24 protein-coding genes are annotated in these 23,687 nt (G+C 50.7%); 18 read left to right on the top strand and 6 right to left on the bottom strand.

All coding sequences use genetic code 11. The features are described 5' to 3' along the window. Positions 1 to 52: 52 nt before the first annotated feature. From EKM73_RS08955 to EKM73_RS08880, 15 genes are all read left to right on the top strand, one after another. Entirely contained in the window at positions 53 to 757 is a 705-nt protein-coding gene (locus EKM73_RS08955; RefSeq protein WP_125701606.1) for a glucosamine-6-phosphate deaminase, read from the top strand. A 103-nt stretch (positions 758 to 860) separates the two neighbouring features. Beyond that, positions 861 to 2,282 carry a glucosaminidase domain-containing protein gene (locus EKM73_RS08950; RefSeq protein WP_125701582.1) on the top strand — a complete coding sequence of 474 codons (1,422 nt, stop codon included), beginning with the start codon at positions 861 to 863 and terminating at the stop codon, positions 2,280 to 2,282. A 253-nt stretch (positions 2,283 to 2,535) separates the two neighbouring features. Continuing rightward, the gene (locus EKM73_RS08945; protein ID WP_125701581.1) at positions 2,536 to 3,618 is read left to right on the top strand and encodes an ABC transporter ATP-binding protein; all 1,083 of its coding nucleotides are present in this window, start codon (positions 2,536 to 2,538) and stop codon (positions 3,616 to 3,618) included. An 821-nt stretch (positions 3,619 to 4,439) separates the two neighbouring features. Then, positions 4,440 to 5,576, top strand: a complete 1,137-nt coding sequence (locus EKM73_RS08940) for a Gfo/Idh/MocA family protein (RefSeq protein WP_125701580.1) — start codon at positions 4,440 to 4,442, stop codon at positions 5,574 to 5,576. A 16-nt stretch (positions 5,577 to 5,592) separates the two neighbouring features. Next, positions 5,593 to 6,015 carry a VOC family protein gene (locus EKM73_RS08935; RefSeq protein WP_125701579.1) on the top strand — a complete coding sequence of 141 codons (423 nt, stop codon included), beginning with the start codon at positions 5,593 to 5,595 and terminating at the stop codon, positions 6,013 to 6,015. Continuing rightward, positions 6,015 to 6,485 (top strand): heme-degrading domain-containing protein, encoded by a 471-nt coding sequence (locus EKM73_RS08930; protein ID WP_125701578.1) that lies wholly within the window; start codon positions 6,015 to 6,017, stop codon positions 6,483 to 6,485. The genes EKM73_RS08935 and EKM73_RS08930 overlap by 1 nt, the downstream gene beginning before the upstream one ends. 12 nt (positions 6,486 to 6,497) lie before the next feature. After that, positions 6,498 to 7,352 (top strand): AraC family transcriptional regulator, encoded by an 855-nt coding sequence (locus EKM73_RS08925; protein WP_125701577.1) that lies wholly within the window; start codon positions 6,498 to 6,500, stop codon positions 7,350 to 7,352. A gap of 397 nt (positions 7,353 to 7,749) precedes the next feature. Then, positions 7,750 to 8,058, top strand: a complete 309-nt coding sequence (locus tag EKM73_RS08920) for a hypothetical protein (RefSeq protein WP_125701576.1) — start codon at positions 7,750 to 7,752, stop codon at positions 8,056 to 8,058. A 639-nt stretch (positions 8,059 to 8,697) separates the two neighbouring features. Beyond that, on the top strand, positions 8,698 to 9,420 hold the full coding sequence (locus EKM73_RS08910) for an NEAT domain-containing protein (RefSeq protein ID WP_125701575.1): 723 nt from the start codon (positions 8,698 to 8,700) through the stop codon (positions 9,418 to 9,420). A 177-nt stretch (positions 9,421 to 9,597) separates the two neighbouring features. Next, positions 9,598 to 10,800: an NEAT domain-containing protein gene (locus EKM73_RS08905; protein WP_225421361.1), complete on the top strand. Its 1,203-nt coding sequence runs from the start codon at positions 9,598 to 9,600 to the stop codon at positions 10,798 to 10,800. After that, positions 10,787 to 11,581, top strand: coding sequence for an NEAT domain-containing protein (locus tag EKM73_RS08900; protein ID WP_125701574.1), 795 nt, complete (start codon positions 10,787 to 10,789; stop codon positions 11,579 to 11,581). The genes EKM73_RS08905 and EKM73_RS08900 overlap by 14 nt, the downstream gene beginning before the upstream one ends. Positions 11,582 to 11,593: 12 nt before the next feature. Further along, positions 11,594 to 12,490, top strand: coding sequence for a heme ABC transporter substrate-binding protein IsdE (gene isdE, locus EKM73_RS08895; protein ID WP_125701573.1), 897 nt, complete (start codon positions 11,594 to 11,596; stop codon positions 12,488 to 12,490). Then, positions 12,487 to 13,458, top strand: coding sequence for an iron ABC transporter permease (locus EKM73_RS08890; RefSeq protein WP_125701572.1), 972 nt, complete (start codon positions 12,487 to 12,489; stop codon positions 13,456 to 13,458). Before isdE ends, EKM73_RS08890 begins: the two co-directional genes overlap by 4 nt. Further along, positions 13,439 to 14,203 (top strand): ABC transporter ATP-binding protein, encoded by a 765-nt coding sequence (locus EKM73_RS08885; RefSeq protein ID WP_125701571.1) that lies wholly within the window; start codon positions 13,439 to 13,441, stop codon positions 14,201 to 14,203. Before EKM73_RS08890 ends, EKM73_RS08885 begins: the two co-directional genes overlap by 20 nt. Positions 14,204 to 14,426: 223 nt before the next feature. Continuing rightward, a complete protein-coding gene (locus EKM73_RS08880) occupies positions 14,427 to 14,900 on the top strand; it encodes a flavodoxin (protein WP_164508906.1) in 474 nt (157 codons plus the stop codon). Between the two features lie 446 nt (positions 14,901 to 15,346). On the opposite strand, the gene EKM73_RS08875 is transcribed toward EKM73_RS08880, so the two are convergent. The 5 genes from EKM73_RS08875 to EKM73_RS08855 form a co-directional block, all read right to left on the bottom strand. Beyond that, positions 15,347 to 16,282, bottom strand: coding sequence for a Ppx/GppA family phosphatase (locus EKM73_RS08875; protein WP_125701569.1), 936 nt, complete (start codon positions 16,280 to 16,282; stop codon positions 15,347 to 15,349). Continuing rightward, entirely contained in the window at positions 16,282 to 18,441 is a 2,160-nt protein-coding gene (locus EKM73_RS08870) for an RNA degradosome polyphosphate kinase (RefSeq protein WP_382386884.1), read from the bottom strand. Before EKM73_RS08870 ends, EKM73_RS08875 begins: the two co-directional genes overlap by 1 nt. A 2-nt stretch (positions 18,442 to 18,443) precedes the next feature. Beyond that, positions 18,444 to 19,973: a Ppx/GppA phosphatase family protein gene (locus EKM73_RS08865; protein WP_164508905.1), complete on the bottom strand. Its 1,530-nt coding sequence runs from the start codon at positions 19,971 to 19,973 to the stop codon at positions 18,444 to 18,446. Positions 19,974 to 20,294: 321 nt separating this feature from the next. Then, positions 20,295 to 21,116, bottom strand: a complete 822-nt coding sequence (locus EKM73_RS08860; protein WP_125701566.1) for a LicD family protein — start codon at positions 21,114 to 21,116, stop codon at positions 20,295 to 20,297. A gap of 64 nt (positions 21,117 to 21,180) precedes the next feature. Then, positions 21,181 to 21,771, bottom strand: coding sequence for a DUF5067 domain-containing protein (locus EKM73_RS08855; protein WP_125701565.1), 591 nt, complete (start codon positions 21,769 to 21,771; stop codon positions 21,181 to 21,183). A gap of 141 nt (positions 21,772 to 21,912) precedes the next feature. Between EKM73_RS08855 and EKM73_RS08850 the strand changes: the two genes are divergently transcribed. After that, positions 21,913 to 22,356 carry a MarR family winged helix-turn-helix transcriptional regulator gene (locus tag EKM73_RS08850; protein ID WP_125701564.1) on the top strand — a complete coding sequence of 148 codons (444 nt, stop codon included), beginning with the start codon at positions 21,913 to 21,915 and terminating at the stop codon, positions 22,354 to 22,356. Positions 22,357 to 22,415: 59 nt separating this feature from the next. Continuing rightward, on the top strand, positions 22,416 to 22,592 hold the full coding sequence (locus tag EKM73_RS12785; protein WP_164508904.1) for a hypothetical protein: 177 nt from the start codon (positions 22,416 to 22,418) through the stop codon (positions 22,590 to 22,592). A 58-nt stretch (positions 22,593 to 22,650) separates the two neighbouring features. Here the strand turns inward: EKM73_RS12785 and EKM73_RS08845 are convergent, their stop codons facing one another. Beyond that, positions 22,651 to 23,100 carry an OsmC family protein gene (locus EKM73_RS08845; RefSeq protein ID WP_125701563.1) on the bottom strand — a complete coding sequence of 150 codons (450 nt, stop codon included), beginning with the start codon at positions 23,098 to 23,100 and terminating at the stop codon, positions 22,651 to 22,653. A gap of 387 nt (positions 23,101 to 23,487) precedes the next feature. Here EKM73_RS08845 and EKM73_RS08840 point away from each other — a divergent pair, with 387 nt between their 5' ends. Continuing rightward, positions 23,488 to 23,667 (top strand): hypothetical protein, encoded by a 180-nt coding sequence (locus EKM73_RS08840; protein WP_125701562.1) that lies wholly within the window; start codon positions 23,488 to 23,490, stop codon positions 23,665 to 23,667. Positions 23,668 to 23,687: the final 20 nt, after the last annotated feature.

Genomic DNA, 23,687 nt, shown 5'->3' with positions numbered 1-23,687 from the left:
GGACTATACCATTAGGAGAGGGAGACTGAATGAAATGAAGCAATTAACAAACATGAATGTCCAAATCGTCAGTGACAAATTGGCCGGGGGTCAGGCTGGTTTTAATGTATTCCAACAAGCCATTACTAACGGGGCCAAGGTTTTAGGCCTGGCAACTGGGAGTACGCCCGTAACAATCTATGAACAACTCGTGGCGAGTGATCTGGACTTCAGCCAGTTAACGTCCGTCAATCTTGACGAATACGTGGGCTTGAATGCGGACCATCCGCAAAGCTACCATTACTTCATGCAACATCATTTGTTTAACCAGAAGCCGTTTGCCAATTCTTATGTACCAGATGGGTCTAATCTGGACGCAACGGCAGCAACGCACGAATACGATCAAATCATTGCAGAAAATCCAATTGACTTACAATTACTCGGCCTGGGTCAGAACGGCCACATCGGGTTCAACGAACCGGGGACTTATCCTAAGTCAACGACACACAAGGTCGCGCTGACGTCCTCAACGATTGCTGCAAATGCGCGATTCTTCGATGATGCTGACGAGGTGCCGCGTTACGCCTATTCTATGGGTATTGGCTCCATTTTACAGGCTAAGCAAATTCTGATTGTAGCCTACGGTGAAGCCAAGGCTGCCGCAGTTGCTGCCATGATTCAAGGCCCTGTGACGCCCGACGTTCCAGCCAGTTACTTGCAGACGCATCCAAACGTTCACGTGATTTTGGATGAAGCGGCTGCCAGTCAACTGCACTAACCAACTTGGAATTACACTTAAATCTTATCAATTTTTCTTTAAGCACCTCCACAAGTTATGTTATTCTTAACTTGGAAGCGATTTTAAGGGGGAAATTGGTAAGATGAAGCGAACTAAGAAATGGCTATTGGCCGCACTCGTGGTGGGTGTGAGCTTGAGTAGCATTGGGGGCACAGGTCATGCGGCGACCACAGATCCTCAAGGTTTTATCACCCAGTTGAAGAGTCCAGTAGTGTCTGTAGCTAACCAATACAAACTCTACCCGTCCGTCATGATGGCTCAGGCGGCCTTAGAGAGCGCCTGGGGGACCAGTGACTTAACGACCCAAGCCAATAACTATTTTGGCGTTAAAGGAAGCTATAACGGACAATCCGTTAGTATGAAGACGGCCGAGTATGATGCCAATGGTCAAATGTATTACACGAAGGCTAACTTTCGTAAATATCCAAGCGCCAAGGCATCGATGACCGATAATGCCCAGCTTTTGCGGAATGGAACCAGCTATAATCCAACAATTTACAGTGGTACTTGGCGTGAGAATGCGTCAACGTATGCAGCTGCGGCTAATGCGCTGACTGGTGTTTACGCGACATCACAGACGTATGGTGCCAGCTTGATCAAGATTATTGGCCAATATAGTTTGGATACGCTGTTAGATGGGAACACTGGCAGTTCCGGTGATTCGGGATCCAGTACGACAAAGCCAACGACGCCTGTAGTCACTTACGCCAAGGCCAAATACTATGGTGCTAGTGGAAACCAAACCGCGCGATTGAGCAGCAAACATACAAAGTACGTGCTGTACAATCATGTAAAGGGCACGCGTGCTGACATTACCAAGACATCGTGGAACAAGTTAAATGATTACACGGGTCAACAGGCTTACTTGGATATGCGGGCGGTGAAGACCGATCCGAAGTCGGGTAAGAAGACGACGTGGTACCGGGTTCGTTTCGCCAGCAAGAGTACCGCCAAAAAGTACTGGCTCTACACAGAGGGACTAACGTTGCCGACTGTGAAGTATACTAAAGGTTTGGCAACGGTCAAAGTGAATAGTGGGATGAGTGGCAGTTACTATAACCACGTCTTCAATTCACCTTACCTCGCTAAGGCGATGGGGTCCCTCAAAAAATTAACGGCGAAATCATACACGGCAGACAACCAAGCGGTGCGGACACAAGACGGTTACAAGACGACTTGGTACCGTATCAAGGTCGGAACTAAGAAATATTGGATTGCTTCGACTGAAGCTGCGGCTAGTCCCCAGTATGATTATGTGGTTTATACCAAGCTGAGTGGTACCAAGAAGCTCAGTAGTAAATACAGTAAATATACCCTCTACAACCACATTAAGAAGACCCACTTTGACCAAAAAACGTCGAAGTGGCCAAGTGGTAGCAAGAAGGGGACTAAGGTCACGGTGGATTCAAAGGGCGTTAAAACAGCCTATAAGACGACCTGGTATCGAATTCAGTTCAGCGGCAATAAGACCAAGTATTGGGTCGATGCCCACGCACTACAATAATAATTAGGAGAGGGTCGCGGTTTATGCGCGACTCTTTTCATTTGGCCAATCCAATTTTGATTGTGTCGGGCAAGTTAGCCTGCTGTCCTTGTCGCAGGTGGAATAGATAACCATGGGCTATAAGAAATTTGTAAGGCCAACGAGAAATTACCCACAGACACTAGTTTTTTGGTATAATACACAAGACTGAGCTCGCAAGTTTACAGCGAGCCTTACTAGAAAACGTTAATAACTGAGTTAGGAAGTTTAATTCATGGATAATTCTTACAAAATTAAGGTCCAAAATGTCACGAAAGAATATGACCTCTACAAGAGTCAAGCCGAAAAATTGCGGTCGTTCTTTTCCCTGAGAGGGTCGAAGGTACCACACTTCTGGTCACTGATGGGCATTTCACTGGAGGTCAAGTCTGGTGAAACTTTGGGATTGATCGGGGTCAACGGGTCTGGAAAGTCCACGTTGTCTAACATCATCTCCGGGATCATCCCACAAACAACTGGGGTCGTTGATGTTCGTGGCGATACCTCGATCATCGCCATTGGTGCTGGTCTCCGTGGAAACCTGACGGGATTAGAAAATATCCGGTTGAAGGCGTTGATGCAAGGGTTAACGAATCCTGAAATCGATGCCTTGATGGACGATATCGTTGGTTTCGCCGATATCGGTGATTTCTTATACCAACCCGTTAAGAGTTACTCTTCAGGGATGAAGTCACGGTTGGGCTTCTCCATCGCCGTGCACGTTAACCCAGACATCCTGATCATTGATGAAGCCTTGTCCGTTGGGGACGATACCTTCTATCAAAAGTGTGTGGACAAGATTGCTGAATTTAAGGATGAGGGCAAGACCATCGTCTTTGTCAGTCACTCTTTGAAGCAAGTTGAAATTCTTTGCGACCGGGTGGCTTGGATTCACTATGGGACGTTGAAGGAAATTGGCGCCACAGCTGACGTGGTTAAGAATTACCGTGCATTCACCAAGTGGTTCAAGGGCCAAACGAAGAAGGAAAAGAAGCATTTCCAACGTCAAATGAAGGAAAACCAAAAGTCCTTTGATATTGATGCCTACCAGAAGCAGGTCACGGACGAACTACAAGCGGCGGAACCAAACGCCACCAACGTTGCGGCCAAGGTCAAGAAGGACTTTTACGGTTCTGTGATCAGTGAAAAGATGGGCTGGGGCACGCGACTCCTAACGTTTGCGGTGGCCATCGTCTTCGTGCTGACGTGTCTCGTCAACGTCTCCGGCCACTCGGTAGGGGATGTCATGCAACACCCAGGCAACCTGATTCACCCAGAAACGGTTCTCCACGATACGGATGCTGGGAATCCTAAATAAAAATTAGAAAACTATGATAAAATGGATAGATTTTTTTCATTTTTCATGGTATCTTTAACTTACCATTTATTTACCCCTTTATTTAATTTCCCAATGAATTGAATAGAGGTTTATCTCTCATTTGGTGAAGACTAAATGGCGGAGCACGGTCGGCAGCGACGGTGCTCTTTTTGTATAAGAGCGAGAACCAAGGCGCTTAGGTCCTGAGCATTAGGGGAATAAGAGGCTTCTGTTCGGCTATGCCGGACAGGAGTCTCTTATTTTTCTAAGCGCAGGGACCTGCCTTGGTGAACGCGTTTCAGAGGCCTCAAGTTTCCGGATATCAAGGCGAGAGCCAGTCTAACTCTTTAAACCAACACAAAAATTAAAAGATATGCCGGACAGGAGTCCTTAGCTTTCTAAGCGGAAGGACCTGCCTTGCGGAACTCGTTTTGACCAGAGTGTGAAGGCGGGCGGTAGGTCCTGAGCATTAACGTAGATAAGTGCCTGCTTGGCAGAGCCGAGCCGGTGCTTATCTGGGTTAAGCGCAGGGTCCTGCCCGACTGAACACGTTTCGAAGGTCGCATATTTCCGGATATCAAGGCAAGAACCAGTCCAGATCACTAAGTCAACATAAAAAATTGAAACCACACTAACCAAAGTTCTCTTACTTCTCCAATCCGATCATCAAAAAAATTCGCAACAATCCTTCCACCCAACCCCAGTGTGAATTTAGGCTACTTTTATCAGAATTACCCCCTGTTTAATTCCGAAAAACTTGTTATGATTTAAATGTAATCGGTTACATACGCAGAATTAGAAAAATTGAGAGGTGGGATTAAATGGCTATTTCACAAATTAACGTCGCCGTTGTCGGGTGTGGGGTCATCAGCGATATTTACCTGCAGTCACTCCAGGATAAATTCGCTGTGACCAATGTGGTTGCCTGTTCGGACCTGAATCCAGAGAAGATGCAAGCCAAGGCAGCGAAGTATCACATCAAGGCGATGAGCTACGCGGATATCTTGGCGGACCCGACGATTCAACTGATTGTGAACCTGACGACCCCCAAGGCCCACTACAGTATTATCAAACAAGCCCTGGAACACGGCAAACATGTCTTTTCGGAGAAAATGATTGCGGTCGAGTTGGCGGACGGTCAGGAACTCTGTGAGTTAGCACGGTCGAAGAATTTACGACTGGGTGTGGCGCCGGACACCTTCCTGGGCGGCGGGATTCAGACGGCTCGGTACATTGTGGATCACGGCTTGATTGGTGATCCGCTGTCAGTCGTTGTCTCGTTGAACCGGAACTTTCGCGTTTATGCCGATATTTTCCCCCACATGAATCAGCGCGGGGGCACGCTGCCGTTTGACACAGGGTGTTATTACCTTACGGCGTTGGCCAGCATTCTGGGCCCAGCCAAGAGCGTGAGTGCCTTTGGCCGGCGTTATCAACCGGAGCGGGTTGGGCAACGAACCGACAAGCCATGGTTTGGCGAAAAGTCAACGGTCGAGGCCGGTAATATCTTGACGGCGACCGTAGCCTATCAGAATGGTGTGCTGGCAACGGTTCACTTTAACTCCGAGAATATTTTAAACGAGGAGCCCCAGATCACGCTGTTTGGGTCCGATGGGATTTTAAAGATGGGCGACCCCAATAACTTTGATTCGCCCAACTACCTGACCAAACAACTGAACGATCCCGTTAAGTTTCCGTTCACCCATGGTTTTTTGGAAAATTCACGGGGCTTGGGTGTTGCCGACATGGCGTGGGCCATCCAGCAGAATCGGCCGCACCGCGCCAGCATGGAGATGGCCTATCACGTCTTTGAGTTGATTCACGGCATGTATCAGAGCGCCGAGACGGAGACGGTTTACCACCTGCAATCTACGTTTGACCGGCCACAGCCTTTACCAACGGGTTATCTGGATAATGGTTTCTGGGGGCCGACCGAGGAAAGTGCCTTAGCATTCTAGAAAGGAAGTTATCATTATGGAAATTAGTCGTATCGCACACGCGTCATTCAAAGTAACGGATATGGCCGCCGCAGTTGATTTTTACTGCAACGGACTGGGTTTTACTGACAAGTTTGAACTGCCAGACGAGCAGGGGCGGCCGTGGATTAAGTACTTGGAAATTCAACCAGGTCAATTTCTTGAGTTGTTCTACGACAACGATCAGCTCCCTAAGGCCACGCACGGTTACGATCTCTGTGGGTACCTCCACCTCAGTTTGGAAGTCCCTGATATCGAGGCAACCAAGCGTGAGCTACTGGCGAAAGGACTCCCAGTTAATAGTGAAATCAAATTCGGACCGGATAAGTCTTATCAACTCTGGTCAGCCGATCCCGATGGCAACCAGATTGAGTTTATGCAATACTCACCAAACTCTTTCCAATTAGTGGGGCGCAACTAATGAAAATGCCAACGATGGCCGAAGTCCAGGCTGAGGAAACGGACTTACAGTTTACGCAGTTTAGCAACGAAACGGCTCTCCAAATCGGTCAGCAGCTGGTAGCCTTGGCCAGAGAGCGTCAGGCGGCCGTGACCATTGACATCACGCGTAATCGCCAACAGTTGTTCCACGCTGCCATGCCGGGAACGGCAATCGATAACGATAAGTGGCTACAGCGCAAGATCAACACGGTTTACGAGTACGGTACCAGTAGCCTGCATAAGCAATTGGAAATGGCTGCGCGGGGCCAAACGTTAGAGGAAGCCGCCGCACTCGATGCTCGCCACTATGCGGCTGCGGGTGGTGGCTTTCCCGTTGTCATCAAGGGCACCGGTCTCGTGGGTAGTATTGCTGTCTCGGGACTGGCTTCAGAGGAGGACCACCAGTTGATTGTCGATGAGCTGCACGCATTTTTTCATCAGGAAAGTTAGAAGGGAATTGGCATGAAACGACTGCCACTGATCAATACGCAATTCACATTGTTCGGTGGGCACATGGAGACCGTGCCGCCGGGCTGGCACTGGAAGCCAGAAGCTCACTTGGCCTTTGAGCTCATGTATATTGTCTCCGGGACGCAGCGGACCACCTCTGAGATTGGCGAGCTAGTGACCCATGCCGGCGAGTTCATTATTATTCCGCCGGGTATTCGGCACAATAATTTTGTGGTAGGGGACCAGCCACTCGACTACTTTGCTATTCACTTTAATTTGGACGATCCATCCTTTAAATACATGCTGACGCGGGAGTATGCCAATCAAATCGTCCGTCCGGATTGGGCGGTCTACGCGGATCTGAAGGCCTGCACGACGGAGCTGATCACGCTTTTTTCAACCAAGTATGGCCTGACGGACAAGCTGAATATTGAGATGAATACGATCAAATTGATCATGATTCTTTTGGAAGCCGTGCAGACGCAAGCGCAATTCAGCTTTGACGAGACGAATCCCGATCAGTTTCTGTTGTGTACAAAGCTGGCTAGTGACTTGAAACAACAGGTGGACAATCAGATCTATTATGGCGAGCACCCAACGCATATTTCCATTGCGGCGGTGGCACGGCGGTACAATATTAGTCAAAGCTATGCGCTGGAGTTATTTAAGAAATACTATGGTGAGTCGCCCCAAAGCTATCTGATTACCCTGAAGTTGGAAGTGGGAAAGAAGCTCTTACGCCAACCCAAGATGCAGGTCAAGCAAGTTGCCGAGCGGCTGGCCTATGCGGATGCCAGTCATTTTGGTCGAGAATTCAAGAAACATTTTGGCTTGTCGCCGCGAGAATACGCGCAACAGAACCGCTAATTTAGCTGAAATTGCGTTAAAACGAAAACGCTTTCCAAAAGAATAAAATAATTGTTGAATAATTGCCATCTTTTGTAAAGGTAATGTAAATGCTGTCACACCAACGTTTAAACGATGACGGGACGTGGCAATGAGCGTGGACAATCATCAAATCCAATAATTATTTCACGAAAAGCATTGACAGCGCTTACAAAGAACGGTATATTATAACTCGTAAGGTATTAATAATTACCTTCTAATCAATTCTCTTTCTCTCTTATGCCGACCACTACCATTCCCTGGTAGTGGTTTTGTTTTTGTCTAAAACCCTGTATAATTGAAGCCGGTAAATGCCATTGACGGTGAGTGTTCATTCCCGTCGACGGCAATGAGAGTCTAATAGGAAAGGTGAGAATTGATGAAAAGTCATGAAACGTTTACCTTAATCGAAGAAATTACCCGCTTGGACGGGAGTAAATACATGGAGATCAGTGACATGGTGCAAAACGGCCGGGCTGAATTGGCCGTGGAGCGGGGACTGATCAAACAAGTACGGATTCTCCAGCTCAACATTGCGCATACGCCGCACGTGCAAGCTTACGAGGATTACGTGAACGAGAATTATGACATGCCCGCTGAAGACTTTAAGACCTTTCAGGAGTGGGAGAAGCCGGCTGAGATGCAAAAGGAAGTTGACGCCATCCTCCACGAAAACCATATTGGCTAACGACTAAACGGTGTTTACCGCTTGCGCCAGTCAGGGGTTCTGCCGCTGTGGGGACTGCCTGCAGCCAAAGGCCGGGCTTCCGGCTTGGTTTGAAACCTCATCAGGTTCGGGCGAGTTTCCAAGCGTGTCCCACGGTGTAAGGCCGGGAAAAATCAGACACCCGGTCTAACGCCGTCGCCACCCCTGGCTGGCTCCAGCTGAGCGAACGCTTTTTATGCATTAGCCAAGTGATGGCTAGTCAGTTAAGCAATAATCTAATTGCCTTCAATAATCCATAAATCATCTAGTTTGACCGGAAAGTTAAGTTGCCGGTCAAACTATTTTTTTGGTTACATCACACTATCCTTATCAGATGATAAGGATGACGCTAAACTACGAATTATTTTGTCAATGTTTGCTTCCGTCAAGTTGATTGCGCGTAATACCGGCGATTTGGCTCCGGGGGAGTCGGGACTTGCCGATGATTGGGCTTCAGAGCTAGACAGAAAAATAGTAGAATTTCAAAATCACTAATCACCCGATAAGCCTATTGCAGCGGCGTTTATGGAGGCTTTATTGTGGAGCTCACAGATGAATCATGCTACTATGTAATCGGATTCATTAATTAGATGATTTTACATATTTTGGGAGGGACACATTGTGAAAAAGTCTTTGACAGTGTTTAGTGCATTATTGATGTTAACGAGTGTTGGCGCTGGGATTCCGGCGGTTCAACTGAGTAATGCCCCCACAGCTCAAGCGGCGGCGTTGAATGCGGCAAAGCTGGCTAACGGGAAGTACAGTGTGAAGTATGCTATTTACAAGACGGGGACGACGACTGCTTCGGATGCGGCTAGTTACTTCAACGCTAAGGCAGCTGTTTCCGTAAAGAGCAAGAAGGCCGCTGTGACACTGACCGTCACGAAGGCTGGGAGCCAATTCATCAAGCAGATGACGTTGGATGGCAAGACGGGGACCGTGGCGAAGAAGGCCAGTGGCAACACCTACACCTTCAGCAACGTCAACCTTAAGAAGAGTCACACGCTGGGCTTTGCGTTGACCGTACCTATGAATGGTAAGGAAGTTACGATGAACGAAGCGGCGACCCTGAAATTTAAGACCAGTACGCTAGCTGCAACGACCAAGGTCAAGTTGAGCACTAAGAAAGTTAAGGCATCCACCAAGAAGGTCAGTGGGACCACGACTAAGGGTGCTAAGGTGACCGTTAAGCATAACAAGACCACTTTAGGCAAGACGACGACTAAGAAAGCCGGCTACACGGTCAAGTTAAAGAAGGCTGTTAAGAAAAACTGGAAACTCAAGGTTACGGCTACCAGGGCCGGTTACAAGACGGTGACGAAGACCATTACTGTCGCTAAGTAAGCAGATACCGAGATCACCGTCACGGGGCGGTGATCTTTTGTTTATCATTCGATAATTCAACGGTTCGGGGATTTAAGGCAATAAGTTTGGTGGCAGCTAACCGGTTTGGTAAAATGAAAGCGGGTACAACTCCCGTGAATACGTTCACGGAAAGATTTGAATTGGGGTGAGTGTGCAATGCGAAAGTTGCGACAGAGTTTACATATTATAGGATTAATTGTGGTGGGGGTTATCGCCGTGCTTGCTTTCGGTGGGCAACAGGCTCAAGCTGCCACATTAGATGACGGAATCTACGTGGTGCCAACCAAGATCATTAAGGCGAACAGTACGGCGACCTCGACGGCGAACCAGTTCTTCGGGGAGTACGCGGCTGTGCGTATCAAGGATGATCAGACGACGGTGCTCCTAACCAGTAACGGGGCGCAGTATATCAAGTCCATGACGGTTGCTGGGCAGCAAGCCAAGCTAGTCAAAACAGTCAATGATCAGGCAATCTATCAGGTCAATCTGACGAAGCAGACCAGTCCCTTACCGGCCACGTATAGTTTAAGCACACCGGTCGGCAAGATGAAAGAGTCCGCTCGGCTGGTCCTGACCTGGGCCAAGGCTGAGAAGGATAACACGAGTACCACTACCGCTGATTTGCTCAAGCAAGCCACGGCATTGACGGCGACCGCTACTAGTTCCAGTAGTGCAGTTAGCGTGCCAAAATCATCTACAACAACTAAAACGGCGACATCTACGGCCAAATCGACCACGGCCACGCCAACCACACAATACTGGAAGTACCAGGTTCTGAAGGCTGATACCATGTCACCCTCGGACGCTAACCAATACTACACGCACACGGCTAAAGTGACGCCGAGTCAGAATGGCTACCGCGTAACCTTGACCGTCAGTTATGCGAAGTCCCTGAAGTTGGGGCCAAAGGCGGTCGTGCCCAAGACAATGGACCGGGTTGCGGTGCCAGCCAGTCACGTGACGTACAGTCAGAGTGGTCAGAACTACACGATGACGTATTGGTTTGATATCCGGCATACCAGTGAGTTGACGGCTAAACTGATTCCGGGGAAGATTCACGTGACGGTACCAACGATGAACATCAGTGAAACCTTCCCGATTCGTTTCCGGTTTGCGGAAAGTGGGTCTGCGGATCAGGCGACAGCCGCTGCGGTGGCAGCTTTGCCAACGACCAAGAATAAGCAGACCACTGGTCAGAGTAACGGCTCGACCATGACGCCAACGGCCCATCAAGCCGCTAAGACCACGCTGCCAGCTACCGGTGAGACCACTGGTTCATGGGCCATCTTGGGCCTGGTTGGATTGAGTATCAGTGGAAGTCTGCTGGCTTGGGAGGCGAAACGGCATGCGCAAGATTAAACGCTTCGTGTTAACCGTTGCCGCGATACTGGGAGGATTGACCCTGCTGGCGCCACTTGCGGCGCATGCTCAGGCTATCGACTACAGTGCTCTCAAGTATGGCACTAAGGAAAATTCGATGGCCAGTGGCTATTTCGTCCATCCCGCCACGGTGAGCGTGAGAAATCACGCCTACGTGGTCACGATGGATCTAAAGACGGCGAAAAAGCTGACAAGTTGGCCGGTTCGCGTGCTCTCGGTCGATGGTCACGCGCCGGAAAATGTGCGAAAGGTCAAGGATGGTGCTGGCAACTCACACGTCTATTACAGCTTTACGACGACAAATTTAAAGCGCAACATCAACGCCAAGCTGGCAATCAACGTGCCGGACGTCTACAAGGCTAAGCACAATATTACCTTTCACTTCAAAACCAACAATTTACCCGCGCTAGGGAGCAAGGCAACGACGCAGACCACGCGGGCGCAACAGACGACTCAGGAGAAGCCAGCGACGAAGGCTTCATCGGTGAAGCCAGCCGCCACCACTACCAGTCAGCAGGCGGCTAGTTCCAGTCAGGCCAGCAGCAAGGCCGAAGCCAAGTCGTCTGCATCTACGACGAGTAGCACGTCCAACCAGTCGGTGAGTCAATCGTCGCACGTAGCCAGCAATGACTCGCAGCAGGCCAGTGCCAGTGATCAGGTTCCCCAGCAAAAGACCCATTGGGGTGGTTTGATCGGTGGTGTCGCGGCTATCGTGCTACTAGTTGGTGGCGGTAGTTGGTGGTATTTCGGTAAGCATTAGGAGGTCTGGCAGATGCAAAATCCAAGGAAAATTGGGCTATGGTCACTGACGGTCCTACTCGTATTGGGCATCATCGGTGGTGGCTTCGCCTGGCAACATCACCAGCAAAAGCAACATCAGCCACGGATCGTCGCCACGACCTACGCGGTGGTTCAGATTGCTGACAAACTCAATCTGCCACTGGTGGGGATTCCCACGACGGCGAACCAGATTCCTAAACGTTATCAACACGTGACAAAGGTGGGAAGCCCGATGAATCCCAGCGTGGAAAAGATCACGGCGCTGAAGCCCACAGCGGTGTATTCGGTGACCACGCTCAGCGACCAGTTCGGCAAAGCCTTTAAGGCACAGCATGTGGCCCCACACTTTCTCGACCTCACGAGTGTGGGACACCTCGAGACGACGTTAACCCAGCTCGGCAAACGTTATAACCGGCAGAGTGCCGCGGCCAAGCAAGTTGCTAAAATTCAGGCGGCCAAACGAATGGCCAAACAGCGGGCCCAGAACCGACCGGCATCTCGAGTACTGGTCATCATGGGACTGCCTGGTGCAAATTACATGGTCGCGACCAATCGGGCCTACGTGGGCGACTTGGCGCGGTTGGCTGGCGGGAAAAATGTCTTTACCAGTCAGAATCAGGAGTACATCCAGCCCAACGATGAAGCCATCCAGAAGGCCAATCCGCAGGTGATTCTCCGGCTAGAACACGCGATGCCGAAGATGGTCACCAGTCAATTCAATCAGGAATTTAAGGACAATAAGATGTGGGCCACAACTTCGGCTGTGAAGCATCACCAGGTCTACGACCTTCAGGAACCGACCTTTGATGCTACGGCTAACATGCAGGCAGCTACGGCGCTCAAGCAGGTCAGTCACTGGCTCTATCCCGCAAAGGGGGCTGGGGCATGACCAAACACGCAGGGTGGTGGTACGGGGGTGTATTAGTGCTCCTCGTCGTCACGATTGTGGTAGCCCTCATGGCCGGAACGACCTGGATCGGACCGGGACGATTGTGGACGATTGTGAGTCAACCGGCTAGTCGTGACTTTGTGACGGTGTTTAACCTGCGCCTACCCCGAATCATAAGTAGTCTGATCTGTGGGGGCAGTCTGGCGGTTGCCGGGGCGCTCTTTCAGGCGGTCTTTCGTAACCCCATTGCCGATCCCAGCATCTTGGGAATCAGTTCGGCAGCAGACTTCTTCAAACTAGGGGGCGCGCTACTGTTGCCTTGGTTACCCGGCCGTAATTGGGTGCTGGCCCTGATCGGCGGACTAGTTGCTCTGGCGATTCTGACCAGTGGCAAGGCCTTACGGGACCCGTATCGCTTGATTATTGTCGGGGTGGCCCTCGACGCCACGTTTGTTGGTTTAGCCCGACTCGTCAGTAGCGGTCAGGCGACTCAGGTCATGCAGAGCACCTTTAACGCTGTGACCTGGAGTGATACCGTGGGTTTGCTGATTCTAGGCCTCTTGGGGCTCGTAGTGGCCTTATTGCTGGCACCCTGGGCCAATGATCTAAAATTAGCGGATGCGGCGTTACAGACGATTGGTGTGCCTGTCAGAGTTATTCGGTGGAGCTTGCTCCTGCTGGGGATGTATCTGGCCGTCAGCGTGACCGCCATTGTGGGGGCGATTCCGTTTGTCGGGATTGTGGTTCCTAACTTGGCGCGACGTTTCGTGGGTCACGACTACCAGACACTGATCCCGTTCTCCATGTTAGCGGGCGCTTGGTTGATGTTGGCGGCGGATACACTGGGCCGAACGGTTATCGTGCCCAGTGAAATTTCCGCGGCGACCATGATGGCCGTGATTGGTGGGCCATTTGTGATTATTCTCTTACAACGGGGGCGAGGTTTCCATGGAATTACAACACGTTAGTTACCGGTACCCCGGGCAGGAGAAGGGGGTCACGGATCTGTCGGGAACGTTTCCGATAGGGAAAATCACCACAATCATTGGGCCAAATGGGGCCGGCAAGTCGACGCTCCTAAAGACCCTGTCGCGACAGGTCACACCACAATCGGGAACGGTGACGCTGGCGGGGGAACCACTGACGGCGTACACGAGCAAGACGTTGGCACGGAAAATCGCGGTCGTCAGTCAACGTCACGAGTTATATGATGATATGACGGTTGCTGCGATGGTCAAGATGGGACGGTTGCCCTATCACAGTCTGTTGGCTACGGTGCCGGATGAAGAGGTGACCGATTTTCTCGCCCAGACGGCGCTCACGTCACTGGCAAATGCCCATCTGGATGATCTGTCGGGTGGTCAGCAACAACGTGTCTGGTTAGCGATGGCCTTGGCTCAGGAACCACAAGTCTTGTTGCTGGATGAACCCACAACTTATCTGGATGTCCATTACCAGCAAACGTTGATGACGCAGTTACGACAACTCGCCGCAGCGGGGATGACGGTAATTCAGGTCTTACACAATATCAATCAGGCGTTCACGGTCAGCGACTGGCTGTGGCTTTTGAAAGATGGCCGATTGGTGGCCGCGGGAACCCCTGGCGATTTGCGGCAAGCCCCGTTGTTAGCGGAGACTTTCCAGACACCGATTGAGATTGTGGACGTGCCGCGGCTGGGGCCGTACATTGTGCAGGTGCCGGAAGCGACATAGTGTGGGTCACCACAAGGCTCTATACTTATACCAATGTAAAAAACAGTAAATTTGTCGCATGATTTAACAGGACTTAATAAAAAGTTAATACGATAGCGTGGTCGGCTACACAGCTCTTTACAATGCGAGTCGATTGTCCATTATTTGAAAACGGTTGCGCCGCCGGTAGGCAAAGGGTGTTATGATTTAACTAACGTTTGACTATGAATAGGAGGAATCAATGATGGGACAATCAGTTGTACTCTATCTTTCAAATACCGGGCATACAGAAGCAGTCGCCAAGAAAATTGCGACTGCCACGGGTGCCCAACTCGTCGCGATTACTCCTCAGCAAGCTTACACGGCGGCTGATTTAGACTGGAATGATCACACAAGTCGTAGCTATCATGAAATGCATGCTGGGCGGGTGCGGCCAGCAATTCAACCGGTTGATGTGGCTGTGGTTGCGCAGGCCACGACGATTTATCTAGGATTCCCACTGTGGTGGGCCACGGCACCGCGGCCGATTAATACGTTGCTAGACAGTCTGGACTTTACCGGTAAGGCTATTTGGCCATTCTGTACGTCAGGCTCATCCCCAATCGATGAAGCAACGTCACAGCTGCGTCGGGATTATCCGGCGGTTGCGTGGCATGCTGGGCACCGCTTTACGACCCAGATGACGGATGACGATGTGCGAAACTGGTCGCAGAGTTAAGACTGAAGGGCTATATCGCTTGCGGCTGGGCTAACTTTAAGTTCTAAACGCGAGCCGGATTACGGTGAGATTATTGGTTTGTGATTACAATTATTCAATTGAAAGTTAAAAGAGTTCCATCAAAGCTATTTAATTGCTAGCTTTGATGGAACTCTTTTTGTGGTTTATTTGGATTTGTGTAGGGCTTTTCCGCTAATTATCTCTAGCCGAAACGTGCGCCAAGGAGCAGCCAGCTGTGCTTAACCCCATAAGAAGAATAATCCAAGCCCGGGATTTTTCTCCTTATGACGTTAATGCTCGATGCCTTCCTCTAATTATCTCTAGCCGAAACGTGCGCCAGAAGGCAGCTGGTTGCGCTTAACCCCATAAGAAGAATAATCCAAACCCGGGATTTTTCTCCTTATGATGTTAATGCTCGCCAGCTAACCGCCTTCTTCTGCACTCTTTTACTCTACCCCGTTCTTGATCTCATTAATCCGGTTGAACAGGATACCATCCCGTAACCCGGCGTTTGAGAATGTGATTTGTTGGGAATCCAGTAACCGCATGAGTAGGGTTACCGGAATCAAGCCGCCGATGATGATGTCTGCCCGGTCCTTGGATAAGCCTGGGACCTTCTTGCGGCCTGCTAGGTCTAAGCCCAGCAGTTGGATCAGGGTGGCGTAGACGTCTTCGGATGAGAGCTTGTAGCCGTGGACATCTTCGAAATTCAGGAAGTTCTTCTTGCGCCGGTTGATCTTGGCCAGTGTCCGGTTGGCACCGCCTAGCCCGATGATGGGCAGGTTCGTTGCTTCTCGGAGCCACCAGACGTCGTTGAAGACGCTGTTGACGAAGGTCATCGCTTCAAATAGGGAGTCGGCCTTAACCACGTCACTCTCCAGATAGCTCTGTGACAGTGTGACGGAACCCAGGGGAATTGAGACGACCTGCTTCATCTGTTGATTCTGAACCAGAATCAATTCGGAAGAGGCCCCACCGGTATCGACCAGAAGGCCATTGACCACGGGGAGGGTGTTAACAACCCCCAGGTAATCGTAACGGGCTTCCGTGGCGCCAGAGATGACGTTAAAGGATAAGCCAATCTTGTCTTTGACTAACTTGAGGAATTGTTTCTGGTTGCTGGCTTGACGGACGGCCGCGGTCGCCACGGCTTGAATGTCCGGCTTGTCGAGTTGACTGTAAATCTTTTTGAATTCGCCCAGTGCGGTGAGGGTGCGCGCAATTGATTCGGGCTGCAGGACCTGCTCCTCGCCCATGTTTTCTGACAGGCGGACGTAGCGCTTGACCTGTTCAATGGTCTTGTGATTACCAGTACCATCAATTTCGCTGATGGTCATACGAACTGAGTTTGAACCTAAGTCGATAACGACTAAGTTTTCCATTACTGAGGACTCCGATCAATGGGGGATTTTGGTTGATTCTTGGGACTAAGCATTGGTTTAAATTGCCGCGGAGCATTAACAGCCTCCGGGGAATTGTCGACACCGATTTTACGCTTATTCGTGGCTTCTTGCATGAAAGTCGCTTGCGCATCCAGTGGATCGAGTCCGCGCCGGTCGACCCGCGTGAAGGTCCGGTCCGCGAGCAGTACCCGTGTTTGGACGTTATCGTGCCAGAGGGTGGCAAAAATATCGAAGACCCGTTGCCGCAAGTCGGACTGCAGGATAGGGAAGAGTAACTCTACCCGCCGGTTCAGGTTCCGCGTCATGAGGTCGGCACTGGACAGGTAGATCTGGGGATCGCCGTTGTTGGCGAAGCCGTAGATCCGGCTGTGTTCCAAGAAGCGCCCAACAATCGAGTGGACCTCAATATTTTCACTGATTTCGGGGATGCCCACGTTTAAGCAGCAGATGCCCCGGACAATCAGCTTGATGTGGACACCGGCGTGAGAGGCCTCGTAAAGTTTGGCAATCATGTCGGAATCGGACAGCGAGTTCATCTTCATTTCAATCCAGGCAGGTTGGCCAGCCTTGGCATTGCTGATTTCTTGGTCGATTTTGGAGACGATAAATTCACGAATGCCGTCGGGTGACATGTGGAGTTGATGGAAGTAAGGGGGTTCGGAGTAGCCAGACAACATGTTAAAGATGTTGGAGGCGTCGATTCCCATGTCAGTATTGGTCGTCATTAGTCCGAGGTCGGTGTAGAAGTGAGCGGTGACATCGTTGTAGTTCCCGGTTCCCATGTGCATGTAGCGGCGAATGCCATCAGGTTCCCGCCGGACAACGAGAGCCAGCTTACAGTGGGTCTTCAGACCAATCAGGCCATAGATAACGTGACAGCCCATTTTTTCCAGTTGTTGGGCCCAGTGGACGTTATTTTCTTCATCGAAACGCGCCTTAACTTCGACCAGCACAGTGACCTGCTTGCCATTTTGTGCTGCAGAGCCCAGGTACTTGATGATCGGTGAGTTAGAGGATACCCGATACAGGGTCATCTTGATGGCCAAGACCTCATCGTCAGTGGCCGCCTGGCGAATAAATTCGGTGACGGCGGAGAAGGAATCAAAGGGGTGGTGAACCAAGACATCGCGGTGACGAATCGTCTTGAAGATATCGTCGTCTGCGGTGACCCCCGGTGTCTGGGCCGCGGTGAAGGCTGGGTAGACCTGATCGTCGTGATTGCTGATTTGCTTGGTCCATTTGCTCAGGAAGGTCAGATCGATGGGTCCGCCGATGTTGTAGACGGCGTAATCGGGAATCTTGATGGAAGTTGCCAAGCGTTTCTCCAGGGAATCGGAAATGCCGGCCTCGACTTCCATTCGCACGGCACTCCCGTGTTCCCGGCGCTTCAGCTGTTGTTCGACTTCCTTCAAGAGGTCGGAGGTATCTTCTTCAGCCACATCCAGATCCATGTCCCGGATAACCCGGTAGTTCGCGGCTTCCTTGACCTCATAGCCAATGAATAGGTTGCCGATGAAGGCCTTGATGATATCCTCTAATAGAATAAAATCATTGTCGGCCCCTGGTAGGCGCACGGTTCGAGGAAAGATGTCGGGCACTTGCACGGTGGCAAAGCGTTTATCCTTCTTGTTACCGTCCTTGAAGAGGCGCAACGCAATGTTTAACGTGTTATTTCCAATGAATGGGAAGGGCCGCGAACTGTCGACGGCCATGGGTGTCAGGGCCGGGGAAATCTCGTCGTTGAAGTATTTCTGAATGAAACGAAATTGCTGCGAGGAGAGTTCCTTAACGATCTTAAGGTGAATGTTCAGATTGGCCAGAAGCGGCAATAACATCCGATTCAGGGTGGAATACTGTTTGACGACCTGGTCGTGAGCCTTGGCGTTAACTGCCAGCAGTTGGGCTTCGGCCGTCATCCCCGAGGCATCGGGCTTGGCATAGTTGACCGCTGCTAATTTTGAGAGCGAGGCTACCCGTACCATGAAGAATTCATCCACGTTACTCTGCGTGATGCCGAGGAACCGCACGCGTTCTAACAAAGGATTGGCCTTATCGCGGGCTTCTTCCAGGACGCGGTCGTTGAAGTCTAACCAGCTAAGTTCCCGGTTGGTATAGTACTTGACGTCTTTATAATCCATTGTCATTTGTGTAATCTCCTTTGTTTAAACACGGGTTGCAGGCCGAATACGTCGGTGAAGAACTGAGCCTTGTAGTTGAACGCCCAGCGGATCAGGGAGAGATCGTCATCGCTAAATGCGGTGATGATGACCTTGTTGGTCCGAACAGAGACGGAGATGCGTTGAATGGTCTGTTGGTGCGCATCGTCGAGGGCATCGGCTAAGCGGAGAATTGCGGCTAATTTGGCCACGGTCAGGCGTTTCTCCGGAGTGAGCTGCCGGAAATGGGTGATGTCCTCTGCGGGCGTCCGGGTGCTGTGGTAGCGTGAGACGGCCGCGATGATCTGAATTTCTTCCGCGGACAGCCCCAACATCTCGGATTGTTTGAGCACGTAGTCCGAGTGTAGGTAGTGCTCGTGGGTGTCGATGAAGCCGCCGATGTCGTGAACGATGGCTGCAACTTGCAGAAGTAGCCGGTCGCGAGCGGTCAGGTGGTGGAGCGTCTTGAGTTGATCGAAGAGGTGGAGGGCAAAGTGCCGCACCAATTCCATATGATGGGGTTCCACGCGATACCGCTGGGCGAGGTCGTTGGCGGCCGCCAGAATCTGATTCTCGAAGTGATACTTCTGGTTGCCAGCTAAGATCTCTTGGTTAGTGGTCAAACCGTCTAGTACGTTGAGGTTGACCAGATGTAGCTTGTCGGCGTGAACCACGGCGAGGAGCTTCTGAATCAGGAGAACCTCAGGTAAGACGAGCTCAACATTTTCTTCCGTCAGGTGGAGCCGTTCCATTAAGTATTGGTCGGATGCGCCAATGACCTCGCGGCTGAATTCGTTGAATTGCTTGAGGGGCAGGGTGAAGCTGACCTCATCTTTGGGGATGAAGTAGTTGTTCAGTGGAGCCGCCCCGATTAAAATCACCTGGTTGTTCGCCGTCTGTAGGCGTTCCGGTAAGAAGCGGTAGAAGTCGTCAACCTTACTGTTGATGTAATCATCGAGAACGTCGACCGGGTTGGGCGCGGTGGCCCGCAAGCTTTGTAGCACTTCCTTAATGCGGACGGGGCCGAGCTTCATGTTGTGCGAAGCTACCAGATTGTCATGCGCGAAGAAGGACAGGGTCGCACTCCCGGAGTTGAGGCCGATGATGGCTGCGTGCTTCTTCACGAGGTGATGGTAGCCGTCGAACTTCAATGCGATGGCTTCGTTACGGACGAATGACTCTTCCCCCAAGGAGAGCCATTTGATGCTGAGGCCGGTCCGGACGAAAATCTGGTCACGAATGAACTCGGCATTGGGCGCAGTGGAGAGGGCTTGTGAGCCCCAGAGTTGGTAGTTGGTGACGCCATAGTCCTTGATGACTTGGAGAAATCCCCGAAGTGCCTCAGCCGCCTCGGCGACGGTTTCAAAATCAATCTCTTCATGGTTGTAAATATTTTCCCCAATGGCGACGGTTGACTTGACCCGCTCGGTCTGGGCACCGGTTTTCAGGTTCACGATTGACAGTTCCATACTGGAAACATTTACGAGCATTGCGCCAAAATAATTATCAGCCATAAACTTCATCTACTTTCTATTTCTATTCTACATATGGGTGAAACGGGATGTACTGACGGTTCTTAGTCTTAATACCTGCAAATAATGGGTAAAGTGTTGGATTGTGAACAATCTTAGCCGGAGGAGGCCAAGGATGGAGCCGGCCGTGTCGATGGCGTTAGCTGGCGTGTTTTGCCAGTTTACGCCATGGGACGATCTTGAAACCACGTGAATTTCGTGGTTCAAGTCGAGGCCCAAGACCGCTCTTAGGCTTGGACCGGTCCCCACAGCAGGTGAAATCCCTGGCAGCCGCAGGCGAACCTAACACTCACGATCCAACGGTTATTCCGTGAAGACCTGGTTATCCATGATGACCTTCTCCAGGTGTTTCTCGGTGCGCTGACTTTCCGGGGGCAATGCCATGTAATCACCATACATCCCCGTTAAAATGCTAGCATACATTTTAGGTACTTGGACCGTGAGATGCTCGAATGGCATCGGCGTTAGGTCGGTTACTTCCGCAACGGTGTAGACTTCCTTGTTGTAACTGTATTGTGACGCGAGATTTTTGACTTGTAGGAGGGTCTCATCGCCCTGATATTGGGTCATGAGGGCCTGTCGTTCGGCCTTCAACGCTTTGACGTCTGCCAGTTGTGCTGGTGACAGCGGACTCTGTAACTTTCGCAGAGGATTGTCTACCAGGTGGTAACGCAGCTGGAAGAGAATCCGGGTGTTCAGCACCTGAAACTTCGTGAGTTGTTCACGCTGCAACCCAATGTCTAGTGGAATCCGATCTAGAGGAAAAATATCGATAAAGATCCCCTTACGTGCGGCATTGACATTGTTCTTCTCCTCGATGTAGGTATTTCGGTCGAGCAGTTTGGCATAGCTCAGACCGTAATTCTCATCGCTGGCGGGCGTCTGCAGGAAGTAGTGGGTGTCTGCCAGTAGAGTGGGTGCTGCGGCCAGTAGCCGGTCGTAATCGGCTCTGAGGAGACCAACGTCCATGTCGTCGTCCCAGGGGATGAAACCCTGGTGGCGAATCGTACCCAGTAGGGAACCCCCCATCATGAAATAGGGGAGTTGGAGCTGGTCACACAGGTGAATCAGTTGCTCCAGGTTGCCGAGCTCTACTTGGTGAATTCGGTCGATTAAGCGCGTCATAAAAGGTCCTTTCCAATTGCACAAATTTTTAGAAATACTTAGTGTTCTGCTTGTTTAGTGTTTATTAGTTTAAGTTATACTGGCTAGTATGGACGACTTGGCCGTGGGTATCGCTGAAGGTGACACTGACGGGGTCAGTGTTCTTGGGTTCAAACATGGCCAGTCCCTTCGTCGTTTTTCCGGGTTTAACCGGCATGACGGTATTGTTTAACAGATCGTTGTCCTTGGTCTGACTGGTGGTGAACGCCAGATTACCAGTGCTCAACTTTTTACCGTCTTGTTTGGCACTGACCGAACTTTCCCACAGATCGCTAGGCACGATGGCCTTACTTTGTCGGTTAGTTACGGTATAATAGATAACGAATAAATTACGGTTTGCCGTGGCACTGGCCGTGACGTCGGTCCCCGTCAGCTCGTAAGTCACGTGGTTAATGGTGAATTGCGAGTTGGCAAACGTCGCGGTCTTGGCTTGTGACGACTGGCTGGAACTGCTAACGCTGCTGGAACTGTGTGTGCGTTGACTGTGACTGGTTTTTGTCGCTTGACTGGTCCGGCTACTGCTGTGCGACTGCGTGGTTTTGGCGCCAGAAGCGCCACAGCCAACAAGCAGTAATAGAAGACTTAAAGCGGTTCCAATTTTTAATGATCGATACATGTTTTCCCCTCCAAATGCTACCCCTTTATTTTAGCATAGGTCGGTCCAGACCACCTGTTAAATTGGGCGAAAAAAGCTGGTATTTGCTGGGCGTAAATGCTAATATAAAAATCGTATTTTGAGAAATGTAGGTGGGTAATCATGGCTGAGCAAGAGCAGTCGCTATTGGACGCGTTCATTGACGTCTACATGAGTTCACTCAAGTATTTGGATGAATTTGTTTCAGAACCAGCAAAGGAGTTTCATCTCTCCTTCGAACAATACTTAATTCTGCGGGAAATTACGCGTAATCACGATGTCACGCTGATGGATATTGCCAGCAAGCGGCAGGTCACGCGGAGTGCCATTTCTCGACAGATCAAGGTGTTGTTAAAGCAGGGGTACTTGCGCCAACAGCCGGATGAAAACGATCGACGACGGTTGTACTTGATTGCGACCGATGCAGGCAAACGCGCTGAACGCGTGATTCGTCAGCGAATCAACCAGCGCTTTCAAGGCTGGGTCGATGTTTACGGCAACGAGCGCGCCCACGAGATTCTGACATTCATCCAGGACTTTAGTCAGGTTACCCGCATGAAAAAGTAGTCAACGGCTACGGAGAGTTCCCATAACTTAAGGATGGGAATAAAAGGAGATTGAAGTCAATGAGCAAAAAGCGCATGAGTGACGAAGAGGCCAAGCGCTGGCGCAAGATTGTCTTCATGGATGATGACCACGATGACAAGCGGTCGCCCCGATCCACTCGGTCTTACGTGTACAGCGAACCATCTGAACATAAGTCATGGTGGCATCGGTTAAAGGGGCGGTTGACCCGTCGCTAAATTGAAAGTGGACCACACAACCCTAACGCAATGTCAGGGAGTGTGGCCCACTTTTGCTTTAACCCTCGACTGGTGTTGCGGCAGAAAATTCGGTGACGAGCTTGACGACAACGTTATCATTATCGCCAATTAATTTGGCAACGGGGCACCGCCGTTCGGCGAGATCGACCATCGCCAGCGCGGTCTCGTGATCAACGCCGGGAATCTTAACTTCGGCCGTCAGATAGAATTGGAAGCCGCGCGTATCGCGGGCCATCTCAACGATGGTGTGGACCTGCGAGCTGTGTGGCAGATCCCGGCGCTCTTCGATAGCTTCCAGAGTGGCGTTCAAACAAGTGCTGAGAGCCAAACCGATGAATTGTTCCGGATTGGCACCAGGCGCATCGTTGAGCGGGTGGCTGGTCAGAACGTCCAAACCATCGGGGACGTAGGAATGACTTTCGAGGCCGGCATCGTTAGCAGCAACGGTCCGGTAGAGTGGCGGAAATTTTTCGCGGTCAATGGCCACGATGACACCTTCTTTCTATGGATTAATTACCTTAAGATTACGCTGTTTTTAGGCAAAAAACAATCGAAATGCAATGGTTTGGAAGGGCTTTCTCCAGAGGTAAACCACTGACCGTTGATATAATGAATTGTTGCAATGAGTTAAGAACTGACGTGACGACAAACGGTTGCACAAACCACCTATACCAATTTCAAAAGTGACTGTGTCCACGCAACCGTTCTGGACATTAGAATTAGCTTGAACCATTAGTTGGCAAGGAAAACTAACCAGTGGGTCTCTGTAAAGTTTTTGTAATAATTACGATTACCCCCTAGACCGCTTAGCCAAAAATGCTATAATGGAGTCAACAGGAATCAGAACACTGGCGCAATGTTTGGGGGGAGCCATATGTTAACGGAAGAACTGTTGAATGAACGGAAGAAGTTTCAAATGGTGACGTGGCGGGCACAGAAACATGGGGCTCAAGTCATCGAACGTGATATTATGCAACAATTCACGGCGACGATTGCACAGCAAGAGGCAATCGTGGCAGCGGCAAATCGGCGGGAGCCCGCTCCGGTTGGTTAGTCTACCGCGGATATTTAAGG

The sequence above is a fragment of the Levilactobacillus fuyuanensis genome (assembly GCF_003946395.1).
Taxonomy (GTDB): Bacteria; Bacillota; Bacilli; order Lactobacillales; family Lactobacillaceae; genus Levilactobacillus; species Levilactobacillus fuyuanensis.
The sequence above is the reverse complement of the archived record's forward strand: the minus strand, read 5'-3'. Positions and strand labels throughout refer to the sequence as shown.

Coding starts and splice junctions, on each gene's coding strand:
- EKM73_RS08955 (WP_125701606.1), top strand. CDS start 53: ATGAATGTCCAAATCGTCAGTGACAAATTGGCCGGGGGTCAGGCTGGT.
- EKM73_RS08950 (WP_125701582.1), top strand. CDS start 861: ATGAAGCGAACTAAGAAATGGCTATTGGCCGCACTCGTGGTGGGTGTG.
- EKM73_RS08945 (WP_125701581.1), top strand. CDS start 2,536: ATGGATAATTCTTACAAAATTAAGGTCCAAAATGTCACGAAAGAATAT.
- EKM73_RS08940 (WP_125701580.1), top strand. CDS start 4,440: ATGGCTATTTCACAAATTAACGTCGCCGTTGTCGGGTGTGGGGTCATC.
- EKM73_RS08935 (WP_125701579.1), top strand. CDS start 5,593: ATGGAAATTAGTCGTATCGCACACGCGTCATTCAAAGTAACGGATATG.
- EKM73_RS08930 (WP_125701578.1), top strand. CDS start 6,015: ATGAAAATGCCAACGATGGCCGAAGTCCAGGCTGAGGAAACGGACTTA.
- EKM73_RS08925 (WP_125701577.1), top strand. CDS start 6,498: ATGAAACGACTGCCACTGATCAATACGCAATTCACATTGTTCGGTGGG.
- EKM73_RS08920 (WP_125701576.1), top strand. CDS start 7,750: ATGAAAAGTCATGAAACGTTTACCTTAATCGAAGAAATTACCCGCTTG.
- EKM73_RS08905 (WP_225421361.1), top strand. CDS start 9,598: ATGCGAAAGTTGCGACAGAGTTTACATATTATAGGATTAATTGTGGTG.
- EKM73_RS08900 (WP_125701574.1), top strand. CDS start 10,787: ATGCGCAAGATTAAACGCTTCGTGTTAACCGTTGCCGCGATACTGGGA.
- isdE (WP_125701573.1), top strand. CDS start 11,594: ATGCAAAATCCAAGGAAAATTGGGCTATGGTCACTGACGGTCCTACTC.
- EKM73_RS08890 (WP_125701572.1), top strand. CDS start 12,487: ATGACCAAACACGCAGGGTGGTGGTACGGGGGTGTATTAGTGCTCCTC.
- EKM73_RS08885 (WP_125701571.1), top strand. CDS start 13,439: ATGGAATTACAACACGTTAGTTACCGGTACCCCGGGCAGGAGAAGGGG.
- EKM73_RS08880 (WP_164508906.1), top strand. CDS start 14,427: ATGGGACAATCAGTTGTACTCTATCTTTCAAATACCGGGCATACAGAA.
- EKM73_RS08875 (WP_125701569.1), bottom strand. CDS start 16,282: ATGGAAAACTTAGTCGTTATCGACTTAGGTTCAAACTCAGTTCGTATG.
- EKM73_RS08870 (WP_382386884.1), bottom strand. CDS start 18,441: ATGGATTATAAAGACGTCAAGTACTATACCAACCGGGAACTTAGCTGG.
- EKM73_RS08865 (WP_164508905.1), bottom strand. CDS start 19,973: ATGGCTGATAATTATTTTGGCGCAATGCTCGTAAATGTTTCCAGTATG.
- EKM73_RS08860 (WP_125701566.1), bottom strand. CDS start 21,116: ATGACGCGCTTAATCGACCGAATTCACCAAGTAGAGCTCGGCAACCTG.
- EKM73_RS08855 (WP_125701565.1), bottom strand. CDS start 21,771: ATGTATCGATCATTAAAAATTGGAACCGCTTTAAGTCTTCTATTACTG.
- EKM73_RS08850 (WP_125701564.1), top strand. CDS start 21,913: ATGGCTGAGCAAGAGCAGTCGCTATTGGACGCGTTCATTGACGTCTAC.
- EKM73_RS12785 (WP_164508904.1), top strand. CDS start 22,416: ATGAGCAAAAAGCGCATGAGTGACGAAGAGGCCAAGCGCTGGCGCAAG.
- EKM73_RS08840 (WP_125701562.1), top strand. CDS start 23,488: ATGTTAACGGAAGAACTGTTGAATGAACGGAAGAAGTTTCAAATGGTG.